Below are 19,108 nucleotides of genomic sequence, written 5' to 3'. Positions count from 1 at the left end.
CGGGAGACCTTTTCAAAGGGTCTCCCGGTTCGAATAACATAATCGTCGGAATCAGACGGTTTTAAGCACTTCGAGCAGCAGGTCCCAGAATTGGGGAACCGTGGCGATTTCGAGCCGTTCGTCGGGCGAGTGCACGCCGCGCAGGGTCGGGCCGAACGAGACCATTTCCAGTTCGGGATATTTTTCGAGGAACAGGCCGCACTCCAGTCCGGCATGAATCGCACGGACCTTGGGATCGGCGCCGAACAGCCGTTTGTAGGCATCGACCGTCTTTGCGAGCAGGGCCGACTGCGGGTCGGGCGTCCAGCCCGGATAGCCGTCGGAGTGAGCGACATCGGCTCCGGCCAGCGCAAATACCGATTCGACCATCTGCATTACATAGGTCTTGGCGCTCTCGACGGACGACCGCTGGGACGAGGTGACGACGATGCGGTCGTCCCCCACGAATTTGACCGAAGCGAGGTTGGTGGAGGTCTCGACCAGCCCCGGCACGGCGAACGACATGGCGATCACGCCGTTGGGCACGCCCACCAGCGAATAGACCAGTCCGAACTGCGTCCGGGCGTCGAGCACCCGATCGACCTGCGGCATTTCGTTGAGCGTGATCTTGAAGTTGGGTTCGCGCAGACGGAACTCGGCTTCGAGATCGGCGGCGAAAAGTTTGTAGCGTTTGATGAACTCATCCTTGAACCGGACCGGAACGCCGAAGATCGCATAGGCCTCGCGGGGAATCGCATTGCGCAGGTTGCCGCCGTCGAACCAGCTCAGCTTCAGCTCGTAGCTCTGCATGCCGTCCCACAACAGACGTGCGACGGTCTTGTTGGAATTGACGCGGCCCTTGTCGATGTCGTCGCCCGAATGTCCGCCCTGCAGGTCCGAGACATCAACCCGGAAGAAGGCGTAGTTTTTCGGAGCCTCCTCCATCGTATAGCGGAACGTGGCGACCGTGTCGATGCCGCCGGCGCAGCCGATGAAGATCTCGCCCTCGTCCTCCGAATCGAGGTTGACGAGGTATTTGCCCGTAAGCATATCTTCGCCCAGCTCGAAGGCTCCGGTCAGGCCCGTCTCCTCGTCGACCGTAAAGAGCGCTTCGACGGGGCCGTGCTCCACGGAGGGGTCGATCAGGACAGCCAGCGCGGCGGCCATGCCGATACCGCAGTCGGCGCCGAGCGTCGTGCCTTCGGCCCTGACCCACCCGCCGTCGATGCGCGTGCGGATCGGGTCCCGGTCGAAATCGAACTCCACGTCGGAGTTCTTCTCGCAGACCATGTCCATATGCGACTGGAGGATAACCGTCGGACGGTTCTCGAAGCCCGGCGTGGCGGGCTTGCGCATCACCACGTTGCCGATGGCGTCCTTCTTGTATTCGAGATTGTGCTTCCGGGCGAAATCGACCAGAAATTCGATGATCCTGCCCTCCTTCTTCGAGGGGCGCGGAACCCGTGTGATGGCGTCGAACTGCTCCCAGACGATGCGGGGTTCCAGATTGGTAATTGCTGACATATCCTATGATAAATTAAAGTCCGTTCTTCATCCCCCGCCGGATTTCCGGAACGTTCTGCGAATCCGGCTCCGCAGAGCGAGGGTATTTTTTACAAAGATATTAAAAACAGCGCAATTTTCGGTATCTCAGGTCCTGTTTTTTGCAGCGGAAACGCGGCGGGCAAATAAATTTGCTTTTACATGCCGGTTCGATTATCTTTACGCAAAAAAACGGAGACCATATGACCGATTTCAGGATAGGACACGGATACGACGTGCATGCGCTGGCGGACGGCCTGCGGCTGGTACTGGGCGGAATCGAGATTCCCCACACGAAAGGATGCGTCGCGCATTCGGACGGCGACGTGGCGATACACGCCGTATGCGACGCGCTGCTGGGCGCCGCGGCGCTGGGCGACATCGGGCTGCACTTCCCCGACACGTCGGACGACTTCGCGGGAATAGATTCGAAAATTCTGCTCCGCAGGGTTGCGGCGCTGCTGCGCGAACGGGGATACGAAATCGGGAATGTCGATTGTACGATCCGGATGCAGCGGCCCAAGCTCCGGCCCCATATCGACGCGATGCGCGCCGCAATGGCCGGTGCAATGGGCGTAGGCGATGACCGGGTGTCGGTCAAAGCTACGACCACAGAGCATCTCGGTTTCGAAGGGCGCGAGGAGGGAGTTTCCGTCTCGGCCGTGGCATTGATCTACAAAAGCTGAGCCAAAACGGCTTGGCGAATAAAAAAACGGAGCGGCTTTTCGGGGCCGCTCCGCCTGTTCCGGGATTTTCCGCCGGCGTCAGTCTATCCGCCGGAACTTCGGATCGCCCATCCGCTTGTTCCACAGCCAGCCGACGTAACGCATCGTAACGTCGGGCGTCAGCAGCGTCAGCACCGTCTCGCCGGTAGCCGTCGAAACGGCAAATTCGGCGTGATAGACCCTATTGCCGTCGGCGACATCGAACGAGATGCACCACCCCCACTGCAAGCGCGCGGCCTGATAACTGCGGATCGACATCGAGTCGAAATTGAGCATTTCGACGTATTGCGTAACGCCCCGTTCGGTAGGCAGGTGGATTTCGACGTGATCGACGAACATGCCGAAAAAGAAGTAGTCGGCATAGATGCTGCGGATAAGGCCGCCGGGAATCTCCTGCATGCTGTTCGGAAAGAACATGTAGTCGCGCGACTGCACCAGCGAGTCGATCTTCTGCGCATAGAGTCTGGCCCGGTAGGCCCGGCGTTCGGGGCGGGTCATGCCGCGGGCTGGGTCTTCATAGACCGTCGTGTGCTCGACGAGCTGCACGGGCTGCTGCTGGACGGGAACCACGGTCGTCTGCGGCACGCTGTCCACGGCCGAAGTGCCCAGCGAAAACTGCGGGGAGGACGGAACCTGCGGAGAGGATGAAGCTTGCGGAGATTGGGTGGCCGCTTGCGGAGACGGTGCAGCCGCTTGCGGAGACTGGGCGGCGACCGGCATCAGCCAGAAAAGAGCCGCCGCGCAGAGGAGCGCCCGGCCTGTTTTCAACCGCCGCAGGACAAAAGCCCCCGCCGAAGCGGGGGGTTCTGACTGCGGACTGCATTCCTGCGGTTCCGGCACAGCGTCCGGCGTGCGGTCTTCCGCAGGATGCCGCCGGAAACGTTCCGGACTTGCCGGCACGGCGGCGCGGCGCACTGCCCTGCCCTCCGGCGACGGGGTGCGGAACCCCGTCCGGCTTTGCAACCCGGATTTCATACTAATAGAGCTGAGAAATGCTTCCGGAGTACTCCACGGGGTTGTACCACGGATTGGTGATCGTCAGGTTGGCGCCGCCCGTACGGGTGAAGATCTCGAAGGTGAAGGTATAGGTCGAAGCCGAGAAGAGCGAAGTCGAGAAGGTCACCATCCAGCCTTCGTGGGTCTGCTCGGTCGTATATCCCTGCACGTTGGGAACCGTATAGTTGAGTATCATGACGTAGTAAGGCGGCACGTAGCCTTTGATGTAAGGCAGGCAGATGTCCACCGTACCGTCCCATACTCCGACGTTGAAGGCCGGATTCATGATCTGACGCATGGGGCCGGCCGGCTGGCGCTGCATGGTCTGGGGGTTGAACTGGAAATTGCGCGAAAGGATGACCGAATCCATCGTTTTCTCAAAACTGGCGATACGGTCCGCACGTCTTTTCTCACGCACCTCGCGGCGCTCTTCTTTGGGCGACAGATTCTTTTTCTGTCCGATCACGGTAGCGCCGACTACGCAGAGCAGCAGGCCCACGACGATAATAACTGTTTTTTTCATAGCACATAAAAGATTTGTACGGCTATGAAGTGCAAAATCGGTGCCTAACTGCTTAGCGTAGTGACTAAAGTCCCAGTTTTTTCAGGAATTCGCCCGTGTAGCTGCGTTTGCAGCGGGCTATCTCATGCGGCGTACCGGCGGCGACGATCTCGCCGCCCGCGGCTCCGCCTTCGGGTCCGATGTCGATGATATGGTCGGCGACCTTGATGACGTCGAGGTTGTGCTCGATGACGATGACGGTGTTGCCGCGCTCCACGAGTTTGTTCAGCACCTCCAGCAGCAGGCGGATATCTTCGAAATGGAGTCCCGTCGTAGGCTCGTCGAGGATATAGAGCGTGCGGCCCGTGTCGCGCTTCGAAAGTTCGCTCGCCAACTTGATGCGCTGGCTCTCGCCGCCCGACAGCGTGGTGCAGGGCTGGCCGAGGGTCAGGTAGCCCAGTCCCACTTCCTGAATGGCGCGGAGCTTCTGGTAGATGTTGGGAATGTTTTCGAAAAACTCCACGGCCATATTGACCGTCATGTTCAGCACGTCGTCGATATTCTTGCCCTTGTATTTGACTTCGAGCGTCTCGCGGTTGTAACGGTGTCCGCCGCACGCCTTGCAGCGCACGTAAACGTCGGGCAGGAAGTTCATTTCGATGGTCTGCACGCCCGCACCGCGGCACTCCTCGCAACGGCCGCCCTTGACGTTGAACGAGAAGCGGCCCGCCTTGAAGCCCCGGATCTGGGCGTCGGGCGTCATTTCAAAGAGTTTGCGGATGTCGGAAAAGACATTGGAATAGGTCGCCGGATTGCTGCGCGGCGTACGGCCGATGGGCGACTGATCGACGACGACCAGTTTGTCGACATGTTCGAGGCCCTCGACGCTGTCATACTCCAGCGGCTGGGCGAAAGAGCGGTAAAGCTCCTTCGAGAGGATCGGCCGCAGGGTCTCGTTGACGAGCGTCGATTTGCCCGAACCGCTGACGCCCGTGACGCAGACGAACTTGCCCAGCGGGAATTCGGCGGTCACGTTTTTGAGGTTGTTGCCCTTGGCTCCGCGGATCACGATGCTCTGGCCCGTCCCCTTGCGGAGCGTTTCGGGAATTTCGATGCGGCGGCGGCCCGTCAGGTAATCGGCCGTGATGGAGTCGGATTTGAGAATGTCATCGAACGTTCCGGCCGCAATGATATTGCCGCCCTTGCGGCCCGCGCGGGGACCGACATCGACGATGAAATCGGCGGCGCGCATCATGTCTTCGTCGTGTTCGACGACGATCACCGAGTTGCCCGCGTCGCGCAACTCTTCGAGACTGCGGATCAGTTTGCGGTTGTCGCGCTGATGCAGGCCGATCGACGGTTCGTCGAGAATATAGAGCACATTGACCAGTTTGGAGCCGATCTGCGTAGCCAGCCGGATGCGCTGGCTCTCGCCGCCCGACAGCGAGCGCGACGACCGCGAGAGCGACAGGTAGCCCAGCCCCACGTCCATCAGGAAGCGCAGGCGTTCGCGGATCTCCTTGACGACCTCCTGCGCGATCTTCCACTCCTTGTCGGTCATATGCTCCTCGATACGGGCGGCCCACTCCGAAAATTCGGAAATCGACATGGCCGAAACGTCGGCGATGCTCAGGCCGCCGATACGGAACTGCAGGGCCTCCTTTTTCAGGCGCGTGCCGCCGCAGACCGAGCATTTGCGGTAGACGAGGAACTGCTCGCGCCACTTCTGGCCGTGTTTGGAGTCGTCGTCCTCGGTGCGGCCGATGTATTCGGCGACGCCCTCCCACGAAACGAGGTGGTTGCCGCCCGACGAACTGAACTCCGAGAGGTTGATCGGCAGCGGCTCGGAATCGCCGTAGAGAACAGCGTTCAGACCTGCTTCGGGCAGCGTGCCGACGGGGTCGTCGAGCGTGAAGTCATAACGGCGGCCCAGCATTTCGAGGATGGCGAAAAGCATGTTGTTGCGGAACTTGCCCAGCGGTTCGACGGCCCCTTCGCGCAGCGAAAGCTTCATGTCGGGAATGATCTTCCCGACGTCGAACACCGCCTCCTCGCCCAGACCGTTGCAATGGGGACAGGCGCCCTGCGGCGAGTTGAACGAAAAAGTATGCGGCGCGGGGTCCTCGAAAGCCACGCCCGTCGAGGGGCACATCAGATGGCGCGAATAGAAGCGCTGCTGCTCGGTGCCGTAATCGTAAACGGCCATCGTGCCCTTGCCCTGCCGCATAGACTCCCTGAGCGAAGTCATCACGCGGTCGCGGGCGTCCTCGGCCACGACGAGCCGGTCCACGACCAGATCGATCGTATGGATTTTATAGCGGTCGAGACGCATGCCGGCCGAAATCTCGCGGATCTCGCCGTCGATGCGCGCATAGATATATCCTTTCTTAGCCAGCGACTCGAACAGTTCGCGGTAGTGGCCCTTGCGGCCCTTCACGATGGGAGCCATCAGGGCGATTTTACGTCCGGCAAAGCCCGTCATGATCAGCTCGGCGATCTGCTCGTCGGTGTAATGCACCATCTCCTCGCCCGTGACGGGCGAATAGGCGCGCGACGCGCGCGCATAGAGCAGACGCAGGAAGTCGTTGATCTCGGTAACCGTGCCGACGGTCGAACGGGGATTCTTGTTGGTCGTCTTCTGTTCGATGGCCACCACGGGGCTGAGACCCGTGATCTTGTCCACGTCGGGACGCTCCATCGTCCCCACGAACTGACGCGCATAGATCGAGAGCGTCTCCATGTAGCGACGCTGCCCCTCGGCGTAGATCGTGTCGAACGCGAGCGACGATTTGCCCGAACCCGAAAGACCCGTTATGACAACCAGTTTGCGGCGCGGAATCTCCAGATCGACATTCTTGAGGTTGTGGACCCGTGCGCCCAGTATTTTGATCGTATCTTCTTTCATCATCGTAATTAAACGCACCGGAAGCTCCGTTTATTGAGCGGAGCGGATTTTTCCGGCGGGAATATCGTACAAAGATACGACATATGCGGCGCAAAACAAAACGAACGGAAGAAAATTCGGCCGGGACAAGATGCGGCGCAACTGCCGGAAAGACAGAGCCGGAATACGAAGAAAAGCAAGGCGGAATTCCGAAGAGACAGCAGGTCCGGATGCCGAGGAAGAACAGGCCCGGCACTCCGAGAAAAAGCAGGCCCGGACGCCGAGGAACTGCGAGAATCCAAGCCGGGGTTCCGAAAGACAGCGGAGCCGCGGACAGGCAGGACGGAGCTGGGACCGGAAAGCCGTCAGAGCCTCAGCACTTCAGTTCGAAGTCGTCGGCATCCATCCATGCGGGGAATTTCTCCTTGAAGGCCGCCTGAGCTTCGGAGTCGAATTCGGCGGTCAGCGTCCGTTCGCGGTCGCCGGCGTCGGCCAGCGTACGGCCGGCGAAGTCGATCAGCGCCGAATCGCCCGCATAGCTTGCGTCGGGATCCGTACCTACACGGTTCACGCCCGCCAGATAGCACTGGTTCTCGATGGCACGGGCGCGGAGCAGCGTGCGCCACACCTCGCGCCGGTCGTCGGCCCACGAGGCACTGCACAGAATAGCGTCGTAATCGCCCCGGTTGCGGCTCCACACCGGAAAGCGCAGGTCGTAGCAGACCAGCAGCAGGAAGCGGAAGCCCATGTATTCGACGATCACGCGTCGGTCGCCGGGCGTATAGTCGCGCGCTTCGCCGCCGGGGCGGAACAGATGGCGTTTGTCGTACCACGCCGTCTCGCCCGAAGGTTTGACGAAGAACATCCGGTTGCGGAACCGCTCCTGCTCGGCGACGACGACACTGCCCACGACGGCCCTGCCGTACTGCGCTGCCCAGCGGCGCATGGTCGTGACGACCAGCCCGTCGGCCGGTTCGGCGACGCAGGACGGACGCAGTTTGAATCCCGTGGCGAACATTTCGGGCAGCACGACGACATTGGCATCGGCCGCGGCCACGATCGGCTCCAGACGTTTCAGGTTCCGGGCGGTGTTTTCCCACTCCATATCGACCTGACAGATAGCTACGCGTATTTTCATAGGAAACTTCTCTTTTGTAACAAATATATGAAATTTTCTTACAGTTTGCACTTTTTGCAAGAAAAAAGCGGGACATCCTGTAAGACATCCCGCAAATTTCATGCGATCCGCGCATACCGACGCGGCGCGGCGTAAGCCGGAACAGAGCGGCGAACCGGATCAGCTTTCTTCAAGCCGCCACACGGTAACGGACGAAGCGTTGCTCCGCTGGTGCAGCACCGAGACTTTGCAGGGCACGAAATCCGAAGCGCCGCACGTCCAGACATCGACGAACTGCTGGGGGCTGCGCTCCGCGAGCGGGAACCATGTGCTCTGCACCTGAATCATCACCCGGTGTCCGGCGCGGAACGTATGCGCGATGTCGGTCATGCGGAACGGCACGCGGGCCGGAACGCCCGGCGTAAAGGCTTTGGGACGCGAGAACCCGTCGCGGAAACGCCCCCGCATCACGTCGCCGCGCACGAGCATCCGGCAGCCGGACTGCGGATCGTCGTCGGGGAAAACGTCAATCAGCCTGACGACAAAATCGGCGTCGGTGGTCGAAAGGATCACCTCCAGCTCGACATCGACGGGTCCCGCGAGGGTCATATCCCCGTCGAGCGGCTCGGTGACGAAGGTCAGCACGTCGGAACGGTCCGACACGAAGCGCTGGTCGGTGAGCATATACTCTTTGGGGCGGCGTTCGCCGAAGGATTCGATATAGGGCACGGGATCGGCCGGATCGGACGTATAGGCGGAGGCGGAGCTTTTGGCCGTCGGGCGGCGGGTTTCGAGACGTCCGCCGTCGGAGAGGTAGAAGGTGAGCTTACGCGCTTCGCGCGGCGTCCAGCGGTCGAAAGCATGCCAGCGGTTGTCGCCCGACGAGAAAACCGCGGCGGCGGGAAGCGGGTCCGCGGCGCCCTCGCCCTTGAGGTAATGGTCGAAGAAAGGGAGTTCGAAATGCTCCATATAGTATTCCCACGCCGCTTCGCGCCCGAAATCGAACGCTCCGAGTTTTCCGCTGCCGTTGCGCCATGCTCCGTGCGCCCAAGGTCCCACGACCAGATGGCACGGCGTTGCGGGACTTTGCCGGACCATGGCCCGGTAGAGGTTCCACGCCCCGAAACAATCCTCGGCGTCGAACGTCCCTCCGACGACCAGCACGGCCGGCTGTACGTTGTAGCAGGCCCTGCGCAGGTCGCGCGCCTGCCACCATGCGTCGTAGGAGGGGTGTTCGGCAAGCTCTTCCCAGAAAGGATTGGGACGCTGAAGTTCCGTAAGTTCGGCCAGCGTCGCATGTTCCCGGAAGAACGACCACTCGTCGGGGCGGGTCCGCTTCGACATCGGGGGCATCTTTTCGGTCGGAGTATGGCCCGGAGGGGTGTTCATGCCGCTCAGGAAACGGTAGGAGTCGGTGAGCATCAGCACGCCGTTGTGGCGGACGTCGTCGCCCATGAACCAATCGGTGACAGGAGCCTGCGGCGAAACGGCCTTCACCGCAGGATGGGTGCAGAGACCGCCCATCATGGCGTAGAAGCCCGGATAGGAACTGCCGGCGAAACCTACCCTGCCGTTGTTGTGCGGCACATGTTTCACGAGCCACTCGACCGTATCGTAGCTGTCCGTCGTCTCGTCCGTTTCGCCGTATCCCGCAGGGCGGACATGGACGAACTCGCCCTCGCTCATAAAGCGGCCCCGCACATCCTGCATGACGACGATATAGCCGCGGTCGATATAACTGCGCATATAGCCGCTTCCGAAGCCGCGGGGAAACTCGCCGGGACCGTAGGGAGCGCAGCCGTAGGGGGTGCGGAAAATAAGGATGGGGGCTTTGGCATCCGTTTTGGGCGTATAGACCGCGGTATAGAGTTTCACGCTGTCGCGCATCGCGATACGGTATTCGGCCTTGTCGTACAGTTCATCGACGGGCTGCCGGGCAAAGGCCGCGGCCGCCGTGAGCAATCCTGCGAGCAGGAGTGCGGAAAATAGGCGCAGCTTCATGGTCGGGAGTTTTCGGTTAGTGTCCGAAAGGTACGCTTTTTTCCGCAATAGCCAAAGCCGTGGCGGAAAATCGGATTCATTCGAAGCGGCGGGTCCGATCTATTCCCGCGCGGAAAGTTGCACAGCCGCGAAATTAAACGTACTTTTGCAGTCGGTCAATTCCGACAAACGACAATATGCTCAGAGCAGGACGCATCCAGAAACTCACCGTAAGCCGCATCTCGGATTACGGATTATACCTTGCGGACGAGGAGCAGAACGAGGTTCTGCTGCCCAACCGTTACATATCCCTTACAGACAAGCCGGGCGACGAAAAGGAGGTCTTCCTCTACCACGACTCCGAAGACCGGCTGGTGGCGACGACCGAAACGCCGCTGCTGCGCGTCGGCGAGGCGGGTTATCTCCGCGTCGTGGACAAGACGGCCCACGGGGCGTTCCTCGACTGGGGGCTGTACGGCAAAGACCTCTTCCTTCCGAACCGCAACCAGCAGGGCGGCATCATCGCAGGACGGAGCTACATCGTCTACCTCTACGAAGACAGCGTCACGGGCCGCTGCGTGGCGACCTGCAAGCTCAAGAGCTTCATCAACAACGACAGCATCACGGTGGCGCCCCGTCAGGAAGTCGATCTGCTCGTGGCTTCGGAGAGTCCGATCGGCTACCGCGTGATCATAAACAACCGGCACTGGGGCATGCTCTACCGCAACCAGCTGTTCCGCCCCATAGCGGTCGGAGACCGGACGAAAGGTTACGTCCGCAAACTCACCGAAGACAACCGCATCGACGTCAGCCTCCAGCAGGAGGGTTTCGCGCAGGTGAAGGACTCGGCGGAGGTTTTGCTGCAGCTGGTCCGCGACAACGGCGGCTTCCTGCCGCTGAACGACGACAGCGCCCCGGAAGAGGTGAACCGGCTGACGCAGACGAGCAAGAAGGTTTTCAAACGTTCGCTGGGCATGCTGCTCAAACGCGGCGCCGTCACGGTGGACGAACAGGGAATAAAGATCAACGAGTAATGGCCAAGATAACGACCGCGGAACGGGTTTCGCGCGAAGCTTCCGACAATTTCGTATTCCAGCGTTCGCTGCTGGCCTACCATGCCGCGGCGCAGCGCATCAGCGGCGACGTGCTGGAGATAGGCACGGGGGCCGGTTACGGCATCGAGGTCGTGGCGCCCCGCGCCCGGAGTTTCGTCACCATCGACAAACTGGCCCCCGCGCCCGAACCGACGCAGCTCCCGAACGTCGAATTCCGGCAGGCGACAGTTCCGCCGCTGCCCTTCGCAAACGACAGTTTCGACTTCGTGATCTCGTTTCAGGTGATCGAACACATAAAACGGGACCTCGAACTGGTGCGCGAAGTGAAACGCGTGCTGCGTCCGGGCGGAAAGTTCATCGTGACAACCCCGAACGCCCCGATGTCGCTCACGCGCAACCCGTGGCATATCCGGGAATACACCGCCGCGGAGCTGCGCAGCCTGCTCGGCAGCGAATTTTCGTCGGTCGAGGCGCTCGGCGTTTCGGGCAACGCGCGGGTCATGGAATATTACGAACAGAACCGCCGCAGCGTGAAGCGCATCACGCGCTTCGACATCCTCGACCTGCAGCACCGGCTCCCCCGCTGTCTGCTGCAATTCCCCTACGACGTTCTCAACCGCATAAACCGCCGTAGACTCCTGAAGTCCAACACCGATCTCACGACCTCGATCCGCATGGACGACTACCGGATCGGCCCCGTGACGGACGAGAGTTTCGATCTGTTCTTCGTGGCGGAAAAATAGACGGAATCATCTGATAAAAACCAAGGGCTGCCCCACTGCGGGGCGGCCCTTGTCATATTGTCCCGGACCTACATTCGACATGCAGGCTGCGCCGCCGAAATCAGCGGCCGCAGCGGTCAACTGCGGGGCGACATTTGACAAATATTTGAAATCCAGCGAGGTGAATAATAAAAAAGCAGCCGTTTTTCCGCCCGGAACAACGCCCTTATTACACGAAACCTCCGTAACAGGATATTTTTCGTTTTGTAAACTAAAAAAAATACGAAATATTTTGCACAGTAAAAACTAATTCGTATTTTTGTTTTGAAACGAAAGGTATTATTTTCATATTGAAATTAACAAGTCGCTTCGGGAGCGGAAAATGAACGCTGATATGGACCGCCGCCTAAACAACTGACCATGAAATCGAAACTGCCGCCAAACCGGATTCCGGAACCTGCCGGAATAAGAACAACAGCAATGGCCGCCGCCGATGCGACGGCACCTGTACCCGCAGCAAAATGCCGGTTCCACGCCCCTGCGACAACCGCAGGCAACGCGGTTTCGGACCGCACCGGCAGCATTCCCTGCCGGAAAAAACCGAATCGAATCTCGAATCCGCTGATCGCTTCCGGCGCTTCCCGCACCATACAGAGCCATTGGCGACCATACCTATATTTATTTAACCGACAACATTCAAACAACTTAAACATTTAACCAAAAACAAATGCTTATGAATTTTAAATTCTACGTTAAGAGGTTTTTGTTATCCCTGTTTCTGGTGCTGGCATCGACGATGCTCTACGCCCAGAAGAAAGCGGATATCACAGGAACCGTCTACGATTCGGACGGCACTACCCCGGCGGTAGGCTGCGCCGTAACGATCGAGGGAACACCGACAGGTGTTATCACGGACATCAACGGCAAGTACAAAATAAGGGGGGGGGAAACTCAGACCCTCGTTTTTTCTTCGCTGGGTTATAAGACCCAGAAGATACTAATAGGCCCTAAAACGCGGATAGACGTCACGCTGGAGGCCGACAGTCAGGAAATCGAAGGCGTCGTCGTAACCGCACTCGGTATCAAGCGAGACGAAAAAGCGCTCGGTTATGCCGTTACGAAGGTGGACAACGATGTGCTCACCAGCACGGTATCGAGCAACTGGATGAATGCTCTGTCAGGCAAGGTCGCCGGTCTGAACTTCGATCAGGCGTCGACGGGTCCCGGAGGATCGATGCGCGTGACTCTCCGCGGCGAAACCTCCATCAACATGAACGGCGGCACGGCCCTGTTCGTGGTCGACGGAGTGCCCATCACCAGCAGCACCACTTCCAGCACGTCGGAAAGCGCATACAACTCGACCGACGGCGCCGTAGACTTCGGTAACGCCGCGGGCGACATCAACCCCGAAGACATCGAGAACGTATCCGTACTGAAAGGTCCCGCCGCAACGGCATTGTACGGATCGCGCGCCGCAAACGGCGCCATCATCATCACGACCAAGTCGGGTCGCACCACCAAAGGCATAGGCGTTACGTTCAGCTCGTCGGTTTCGTTCGAGAAAGCCGGATTCTGGCCCGATTTCCAGTACGAATACGGCGCAGGACGCTTCGGCGGCAACCCCTATTCGTTCTACAGCGTAGACGGCGTGTCGCGCAACTGGTCGTCCTATGCCTTCGGCGACAAGTTCGACGGCCATCTGACCTACGAGTGGCCTTCGCTGAACGACGACGGCACCTATACGATGATGGAGTGGCGTCCGCGCAACTTCTTCGCGGGATTCTTCGACACCGGCGTAACGTGGAACAACAACATCTCGGTCAGCGGCAACAACGGCAAAGGCACCTCGGTCCGGGTTTCGGTAACCGACGTGCGCAACGACTGGATCGTTCCCAACACCGGTTACAAACAGCAGACCTTCTCGATATCGCTCTCGCAGCAGATCAACAAGTACATCAAGCTGGACGCCAAGGTGAACTACTACCGCAAGGACAGCGACAACCTGCCGATGACCGGTTACGGCGGCTCGTCGATCATGTATCCGCTGCTGTGGAATACGCCCAACGTGGACGCCCAGTGGTTCAAGGCGGACTACAAGAAATGGGTGCGCGAAGGCGGTGACCTGAGCAAAAGCACCCAGCACGTATCGGCCAACGGCAACAACCCCTACTACACGGCTTACGAACAGCTCAACAAACTCGACCGCGACCGCGTGTTCGGCAATCTGGCAGCGACGATCAACTTCACCGAAGAGCTTTCGCTGATCCTGCGATGCGGCATGGACCTCAACAACGATTTCCGCACCCAGCAGAAACCCAAGGGCGCCAAGACCTACATCAACGGTATGTACAAGGAGCAGACCGTGTTCGACTACGAGATGAACAACGACTTCCTGCTGCGCTATACCAAGAAACTGAACGACTTCGACCTGAGCGCATCGTTCGGCGGCAACAACATGATGCAGTCCTACCGTTCGAACACCTCGCTGGCCGAAAGTCTGGTCGTGGACCGCGACTACCGCCTGAGCAACTCGGTGGACCGTCCCAAAGTGACTTCCATACGCCGTCAGAAGTCGATCAACAGCTTCTACGGACTCATATCGGCCAGCTGGCGCAACATGATATTCCTCGACGTCACCGGCCGCAACGACTGGTCGAGTACGCTGGCTCCGGGCAACAACTCCTATTTCTATCCTTCGGTCAGCGGCAGCGTCATTCTCAGCGACCTGCTGCACATCGACACCCCGATGGTCAATTTCCTCAAGGTGCGGGCTTCGTGGGCCAACGTGGGTAACGACACGTCGCCCTATCAGCTGCTCAACTACTACAACAACTCCTCCTTCACCGGCGGTTTCAACATGCCGACCAACAAGGCGAACTACAACCTCAAACCCGAAAACGTCGAGAGCTGGGAGTTCGGCGTCGAGGGCCGCTTCTTCGACAGCCGTCTGACGTTCGACGTGGCGTTCTACAACGCGACCACCACGAACCAGATCATTTCGGTGCCCGTAGACATCACCACCGGCGTCTACAATACGATCGTGAACGCGGGCGAAATCAACAACCGCGGCTGGGAGGTATCGGCCCGCATACAGCCCGTGAGGAACAAGAACATCCGCTGGGACATGAACTTCACGTGGTCGCGCAACCGCAACAAGGTCGTGGAGCTGGCCCCGAATCTGGATTCTTGGACCATCGCAACCGGTCCCCGCGGCGAAATCCGCGCCGTTCCGGGCGGATCGCTGGGCGACCTGTACGGTTCGGGCTACGAGAAGGCCCCCAAGGGTTCCTACGTCACGGCCGACGACGGATCGACGATCGACGTATCGGGCTGGGACATCGTCGATTCGGACGGTTATCCCGTACTGGCTTCGGAATTCGAGAACCTCGGCAACACGCAGGCCGACTGGAAGGCGGGCTGGATGAACTCGATCTCCTACAAGAATTTCCGCCTGAGCTTCTCGTTCTCGGCGCAATGGGGCGGGCAGGCCTACTCCTTCACCAACGCCATGCTGGGCTATCAGGGTAAGATAAAAGCGACGCTTCCCGGCCGTTATGACGGTCTGATCCACAAGGGCGTGAACCAGAACGCCGACGGCACCTACTCGATCAACAAGACCGTGACGGCCAGCATCGAGAGCTACTACAACCTGCGCGTGTTCAACCGCGACAACGTGGTGAACAACACCTTCAGCACGTCGTTCCTGAAGATGAAGGACATACGTCTCGAATATTCGCTTCCCAAGAAGATCGCGGCCAAGACCAAGGTGCTGCAGGGCGCTTCGATCGCCTTCTTCGCCACGAACCTCTTCTGCTGGACCAACTGGCCGCAGTTCGACCCGGAGATCGCGACGATGAACGGTTCGGAAATCACCAAGGGTTTCGAAACCGCGGCGTTCCCGATGACACGCACGTATGGCGTTAATCTTAAACTTCAATTCTAATAAGACGATGAAACGAATCAATTCATATATATTGACCGGGGGAGTGATAATCTTGGGATTGTGCGGCTGTACGAGCAATTTCGACGATTACAACAAGGACCCCAACCGGGCGGAGGTCGGCAAGGCCAACTCCTCCCAGATGCTCGAAGACCTGATTTTCGAGGGCGCCGGAAGCATGAAATACCGCACGTGGCGCCACAACAACGAGTTCATGCAGTATACGGTGGAGACCAGCACGCTGAATCAGCTGCACCGCTTCGTGCTCACCGACAGCGAATTCAAGGGCGCGTGGAACTTCTGCGGACGCTGGGCCGTCAATGCCATAGAGATGTATAAGCTCGCGGAGAAGGAGGAGAATACCAACGCGCAGGCCATAGCCCTGACCATGAAGGCGCTCTACCTTTCGAACATGACCGACCTGTTCGGCGACATGCCCTTCAAGGAGGCGTTCAAAGGCATCGACGAAAACATCATGCAGCCGAAATTCGACGATCAGAAAGTCATCTACGACTCGCTGCTGATGGACCTCGAACGGGCCAACACGCTTTACACGAAGACCTCGACCATAGACGCCAAGCGCGACCTGCTCTACAACGGCGACGTGACCAAATGGCGGAAGTTCACCAACTCGCTCTATCTGCGCCTGCTGATGCGCGTGAGCAACCGCAGGGACATGAATTCGGCGGAACGCATCAAGACCGTATTCGAGAACCCCTCGCAGTACCCCATATTCGAGAGCAACGACGACAACGCCACGCTGAAATACAGCGGCACGCGTCCGTTCGTCAATGATTTCGGCGACAACGCCACCGACGACAGCGCGATGGGCGAACGTTTCATCAACATCATGGTGGACTCAAGCGACCCCCGCATCTCGGTTTACTGCAACCGCGTAAGCTCCGGAGCCAACGCGGGCGGTTACGTGGGAATCACGAGCGGCGCCCCGGCTTCGGTCATCTCCAAACAGTCGGCCGACGGCGCGTCCAACAGCAACAATACGACTTTCAGGCAGTACACCTCCCCGTACACGTTCATGACCTATTCGGAGGTGCTGTTCATCAAGGCCGAGGCCATTCAGCGCGGAATGATGGACGGCGAAGCATCGGAGACCTACTATGCTGCGGTCACGGCGTCGCTCAAGCAGTGGATTCCCGACATCTCAGAATCGGCCGTCGAAACCTTCCTGCAGAACGGAGCCGTGGCTTACGACGCTACGACCGAAATCATCATAACCCAGAAATACGTTTCGCTGTTCACGGTGGGCTACGAGTCTTGGCACGAGTACCGCCGGACGGGTTATCCCCTGCTGGTGATGGGCGAAGCCATCCGCAACGACGGCGTGCATCCGACCCGTTTCCCCTACCCGCTGGTGCTGCGTTCGTCCAACAAGAACTATGCGACCCAGCTGGCCAAAATGGGCGAAGACAACATGAAAACGCCGGTGTGGTGGAGCCGCAAGGCCGTCAAACTGGAGAATCCGGAGGAGGACAACAACCTCGGTTACACCGGCCACAAATGGGATGCGGACATCAAATGGTAAGAGTGTCCGTAAAACGAATCGCAACCGGAAAGGCAACGCAGCATCCCGGTCGAGTTTTGAATTTAACCCGTAAATAACGAAAAAACAATTCATATGAAAATAAAACAATTCATCTCCGGAAGATGGCCCGGCCTGAAGGCGCTCGCTCTCTGCGCGATGGCGGCAACGGCATTCGTCGCCTGCAAGGACGACGAGACCGACGTTGTCCAGGATCCCCATATCACGCTGTCGGAAGACGCTTTCCTGTACAACGCAGCGGGAGAGACGCACAGTTTCACCGTGTATTCCAATATCGACTGGAAGGTCGAAATGGCGGACACCTCCCAGACGTGGGTCAATATCTGGCCCAAGGAGGGTTCCGACGACGGCGTTTTCGCCGTGAAGGTATCCAAACAGCCGGCCAAGGACCCCGTACTGCGGGAGGCCCGCTTCCGCGTCGTTGGCAAGCACGAGCACGACAACATCATTCAGGAAATCACGATTTCGCAGCGGGACGTCGATCCGGCGCTCAAACTCGGAGTGACCACGACGCCTCCCAAGGTGGTCATCAACAGCAACGGCGAGGAGAAATATTCGGTAGGCGTCACCTGCAACGTGGAGTGGACGGCCAAGGTCGGCGACTCCGGCGAGGGCTGGATCACGATCGACGAGATCAGCGACAACGAAATCAAGTTCTCCGTTCCCAAATATGCGGGAACGGTGCCCCGCACGGGACGTATCGAATTCAACGCCACCACCGAGCGTATGACGACGGTAGAGCTGATCGTCTACCAGAGCATTCCGCTGGATATCGGCGAAAACGCCGAACTCAAGACCATTGCCGAGGTGTACGAGAAGCTGGGCGGCCTGCAGGGAACCGTTCGTGAGAACGTCAAGATACAGGGCACCGTGATCAGCGACCGCGTATCCGGCAACTGCCCGAATCCCGCCGCGTTCTTCGTTCAGGACGCCAGCGGACGCGCCATTCAGTTCCGCGTTCAGGAAGGCTCGCACTCGCTCCAGCTCAATTCGCTGGTGACCATACCGCTCATGAATACGCAGTCGGTGATCGACGACGACGGACAGCCCTACATCACCATTTCGACCGAACGCATCCGCGACGTCATCACCACGGGCGGCGCTCCGATCGAACCGAAGGTGATGGAAAGCACGCAGGGCCTGACGGACGAAATGCTCGGTACGCTGGTAACGATCAGAAATCTCCAGTTCGTATTCCCGCACGGAACCTACTACAACGCCAACGAAGGCTCCATTTACGGCGGCGGACGTCCTACCGACCTCGCCCAGTTGCTTCTGGACCGCGACGGCAACACGATCAGCCACTACGTCTACGGCGGCACGAGCGTCGAGACGGGCGCCATGTTCAAACATTACGAACTGCTGACTGACGATCCGATGCTGGATATAACGGGTATTCTGATCAAGGTCGAAAACGAATGGGCGATCAGGATGCGCAACATCAACGACCGCGACAAGCTGACCGAAGCCCGGCGTTACGTGCCCGTCACCGAATTCTACTGGCCCGAAACGCTTCCCGACAAGGAGATACTCGTTCCCAAAGTCGGCACGGGACAGCTGTTCGTGAACTTCGCCCCCAAGGCCGTCATCGCGCAGAGCACCACCTTCCGCCTTTACAGCGGCGCCGCCTATGTCCGTGTCGATGCGTCGGTCAACGGCACCGAGAAGGGATACTATTCCGCCAACTGCGGCGGCTGGGGCGCCCAGTCGAACGACACCTATACGCCGACCCAGAAGGCATGGTACTTCGAGACTTCGACGGCAGGCATTTCGGATGACCTTTACGTATGCTTCTGCACCACCAGCTCGCAGTCGGGTCCCGGTCCCTTCTCGATCGAGTGGGCTGCGGCCGAGGCCGGTCCGTGGACCTTCGTAACCGACTACAAGGCCGGAAACTGGGAGGTAATACCCGGTCCCAAGAACTTCGCCTTCAAACTGCCCGACGGTTGCAAGAACCAGTCTTCGCTCTGGCTGCGGTTCCGCGTCAATTCCGACGAGCGCGTGGACGGCAAGGCAGCCAACAGCGCGACGGGTACGAACCGCATGATCTATACGAGCCTGAAGAAAAAAGTCAATTAATCCGGTGTAACGCAGGATAATCTTGC

Annotated in this window: 13 protein-coding genes; 7 read left to right on the top strand and 6 right to left on the bottom strand. The window is 59.2% G+C overall.

Annotated features, from left to right (window positions below):
• Positions 1-51: 51 nt before the first annotated feature.
• Positions 52-1,503, bottom strand: a complete 1,452-nt coding sequence (locus tag ALFI_RS13640) for an aminoacyl-histidine dipeptidase (protein WP_014776245.1) — start codon at positions 1,501-1,503, stop codon at positions 52-54.
• 221 nt (positions 1,504-1,724) lie between these two features.
• On the opposite strand from ALFI_RS13640, the gene ispF reads away from it, so the two are divergent.
• Positions 1,725-2,207, top strand: coding sequence for a 2-C-methyl-D-erythritol 2,4-cyclodiphosphate synthase (ispF, locus tag ALFI_RS13635; RefSeq protein WP_014776244.1), 483 nt, complete (start codon positions 1,725-1,727; stop codon positions 2,205-2,207).
• Between the two features lie 78 nt (positions 2,208-2,285).
• Here ispF and ALFI_RS17505 read toward each other — a convergent pair whose 3' ends face one another.
• The 5 genes from ALFI_RS17505 to ALFI_RS13610 form a co-directional block, all read right to left on the bottom strand.
• Complete coding sequence (locus ALFI_RS17505; protein WP_014776243.1) at positions 2,286-3,221, bottom strand: hypothetical protein; 936 nt, start codon at positions 3,219-3,221, stop codon at positions 2,286-2,288.
• A gap of 1 nt (position 3,222) precedes the next feature.
• Positions 3,223-3,765, bottom strand: a complete 543-nt coding sequence (locus tag ALFI_RS13625; RefSeq protein WP_009598015.1) for a DUF4251 domain-containing protein — start codon at positions 3,763-3,765, stop codon at positions 3,223-3,225.
• A 64-nt stretch (positions 3,766-3,829) separates the two neighbouring features.
• Positions 3,830-6,652 (bottom strand): excinuclease ABC subunit UvrA, encoded by a 2,823-nt coding sequence (uvrA, locus tag ALFI_RS13620; protein ID WP_042494156.1) that lies wholly within the window; start codon positions 6,650-6,652, stop codon positions 3,830-3,832.
• 349 nt (positions 6,653-7,001) lie between these two features.
• Positions 7,002-7,766: a nitrilase-related carbon-nitrogen hydrolase gene (locus ALFI_RS13615; RefSeq protein WP_014776241.1), complete on the bottom strand. Its 765-nt coding sequence runs from the start codon at positions 7,764-7,766 to the stop codon at positions 7,002-7,004.
• 159 nt (positions 7,767-7,925) lie between these two features.
• A complete protein-coding gene (locus ALFI_RS13610) occupies positions 7,926-9,746 on the bottom strand; it encodes a CocE/NonD family hydrolase (protein ID WP_014776240.1) in 1,821 nt (606 codons plus the stop codon).
• Positions 9,747-9,922: 176 nt separating this feature from the next.
• Between ALFI_RS13610 and ALFI_RS13605 the strand changes: the two genes are divergently transcribed.
• The 6 genes from ALFI_RS13605 (at position 9,923) to ALFI_RS13585 (ending at position 19,082) form a co-directional block, all read left to right on the top strand.
• Positions 9,923-10,759 (top strand): CvfB family protein, encoded by an 837-nt coding sequence (locus ALFI_RS13605; protein ID WP_014776239.1) that lies wholly within the window; start codon positions 9,923-9,925, stop codon positions 10,757-10,759.
• Positions 10,759-11,523, top strand: coding sequence for a class I SAM-dependent methyltransferase (locus tag ALFI_RS13600; protein WP_014776238.1), 765 nt, complete (start codon positions 10,759-10,761; stop codon positions 11,521-11,523). The genes ALFI_RS13605 and ALFI_RS13600 overlap by 1 nt, the downstream gene beginning before the upstream one ends.
• Positions 11,524-11,922: 399 nt before the next feature.
• On the top strand, positions 11,923-12,219 hold the full coding sequence (locus ALFI_RS17280; RefSeq protein ID WP_130062600.1) for a hypothetical protein: 297 nt from the start codon (positions 11,923-11,925) through the stop codon (positions 12,217-12,219).
• A 16-nt stretch (positions 12,220-12,235) separates the two neighbouring features.
• Positions 12,236-15,445 carry a SusC/RagA family TonB-linked outer membrane protein gene (locus ALFI_RS13595; protein WP_009598004.1) on the top strand — a complete coding sequence of 1,070 codons (3,210 nt, stop codon included), beginning with the start codon at positions 12,236-12,238 and terminating at the stop codon, positions 15,443-15,445.
• A gap of 7 nt (positions 15,446-15,452) precedes the next feature.
• Positions 15,453-16,985, top strand: a complete 1,533-nt coding sequence (locus ALFI_RS13590) for a SusD/RagB family nutrient-binding outer membrane lipoprotein (RefSeq protein ID WP_009598098.1) — start codon at positions 15,453-15,455, stop codon at positions 16,983-16,985.
• A 93-nt stretch (positions 16,986-17,078) separates the two neighbouring features.
• Positions 17,079-19,082 carry a DUF5689 domain-containing protein gene (locus ALFI_RS13585; RefSeq protein WP_014776237.1) on the top strand — a complete coding sequence of 668 codons (2,004 nt, stop codon included), beginning with the start codon at positions 17,079-17,081 and terminating at the stop codon, positions 19,080-19,082.
• Positions 19,083-19,108: the final 26 nt, after the last annotated feature.

The organism is Alistipes finegoldii DSM 17242 (genome assembly GCF_000265365.1).
GTDB classification, from domain to species: Bacteria; Bacteroidota; Bacteroidia; order Bacteroidales; family Rikenellaceae; genus Alistipes; species Alistipes finegoldii.
This window is presented reverse-complemented; position numbering and strand designations above follow the sequence as displayed.

What these genes read in the sequence shown, in the direction of transcription:
- ALFI_RS13590 (WP_009598098.1), top strand. Translation starts at nt 15,453, where the DNA reads ATGAAACGAATCAATTCATATATATTGACCGGGGGAGTGATAATCTTG.
- ALFI_RS17280 (WP_130062600.1), top strand. Translation starts at nt 11,923, where the DNA reads ATGAAATCGAAACTGCCGCCAAACCGGATTCCGGAACCTGCCGGAATA.
- ALFI_RS13585 (WP_014776237.1), top strand. Translation starts at nt 17,079, where the DNA reads ATGAAAATAAAACAATTCATCTCCGGAAGATGGCCCGGCCTGAAGGCG.
- ispF (WP_014776244.1), top strand. Translation starts at nt 1,725, where the DNA reads ATGACCGATTTCAGGATAGGACACGGATACGACGTGCATGCGCTGGCG.
- ALFI_RS13605 (WP_014776239.1), top strand. Translation starts at nt 9,923, where the DNA reads ATGCTCAGAGCAGGACGCATCCAGAAACTCACCGTAAGCCGCATCTCG.
- ALFI_RS13640 (WP_014776245.1), bottom strand. Translation starts at nt 1,503, where the DNA reads ATGTCAGCAATTACCAATCTGGAACCCCGCATCGTCTGGGAGCAGTTC.
- ALFI_RS13625 (WP_009598015.1), bottom strand. Translation starts at nt 3,765, where the DNA reads ATGAAAAAAACAGTTATTATCGTCGTGGGCCTGCTGCTCTGCGTAGTC.
- ALFI_RS13600 (WP_014776238.1), top strand. Translation starts at nt 10,759, where the DNA reads ATGGCCAAGATAACGACCGCGGAACGGGTTTCGCGCGAAGCTTCCGAC.
- ALFI_RS13610 (WP_014776240.1), bottom strand. Translation starts at nt 9,746, where the DNA reads ATGAAGCTGCGCCTATTTTCCGCACTCCTGCTCGCAGGATTGCTCACG.
- ALFI_RS13595 (WP_009598004.1), top strand. Translation starts at nt 12,236, where the DNA reads ATGAATTTTAAATTCTACGTTAAGAGGTTTTTGTTATCCCTGTTTCTG.
- ALFI_RS13615 (WP_014776241.1), bottom strand. Translation starts at nt 7,766, where the DNA reads ATGAAAATACGCGTAGCTATCTGTCAGGTCGATATGGAGTGGGAAAAC.
- ALFI_RS17505 (WP_014776243.1), bottom strand. Translation starts at nt 3,221, where the DNA reads ATGAAATCCGGGTTGCAAAGCCGGACGGGGTTCCGCACCCCGTCGCCG.
- uvrA (WP_042494156.1), bottom strand. Translation starts at nt 6,652, where the DNA reads ATGATGAAAGAAGATACGATCAAAATACTGGGCGCACGGGTCCACAAC.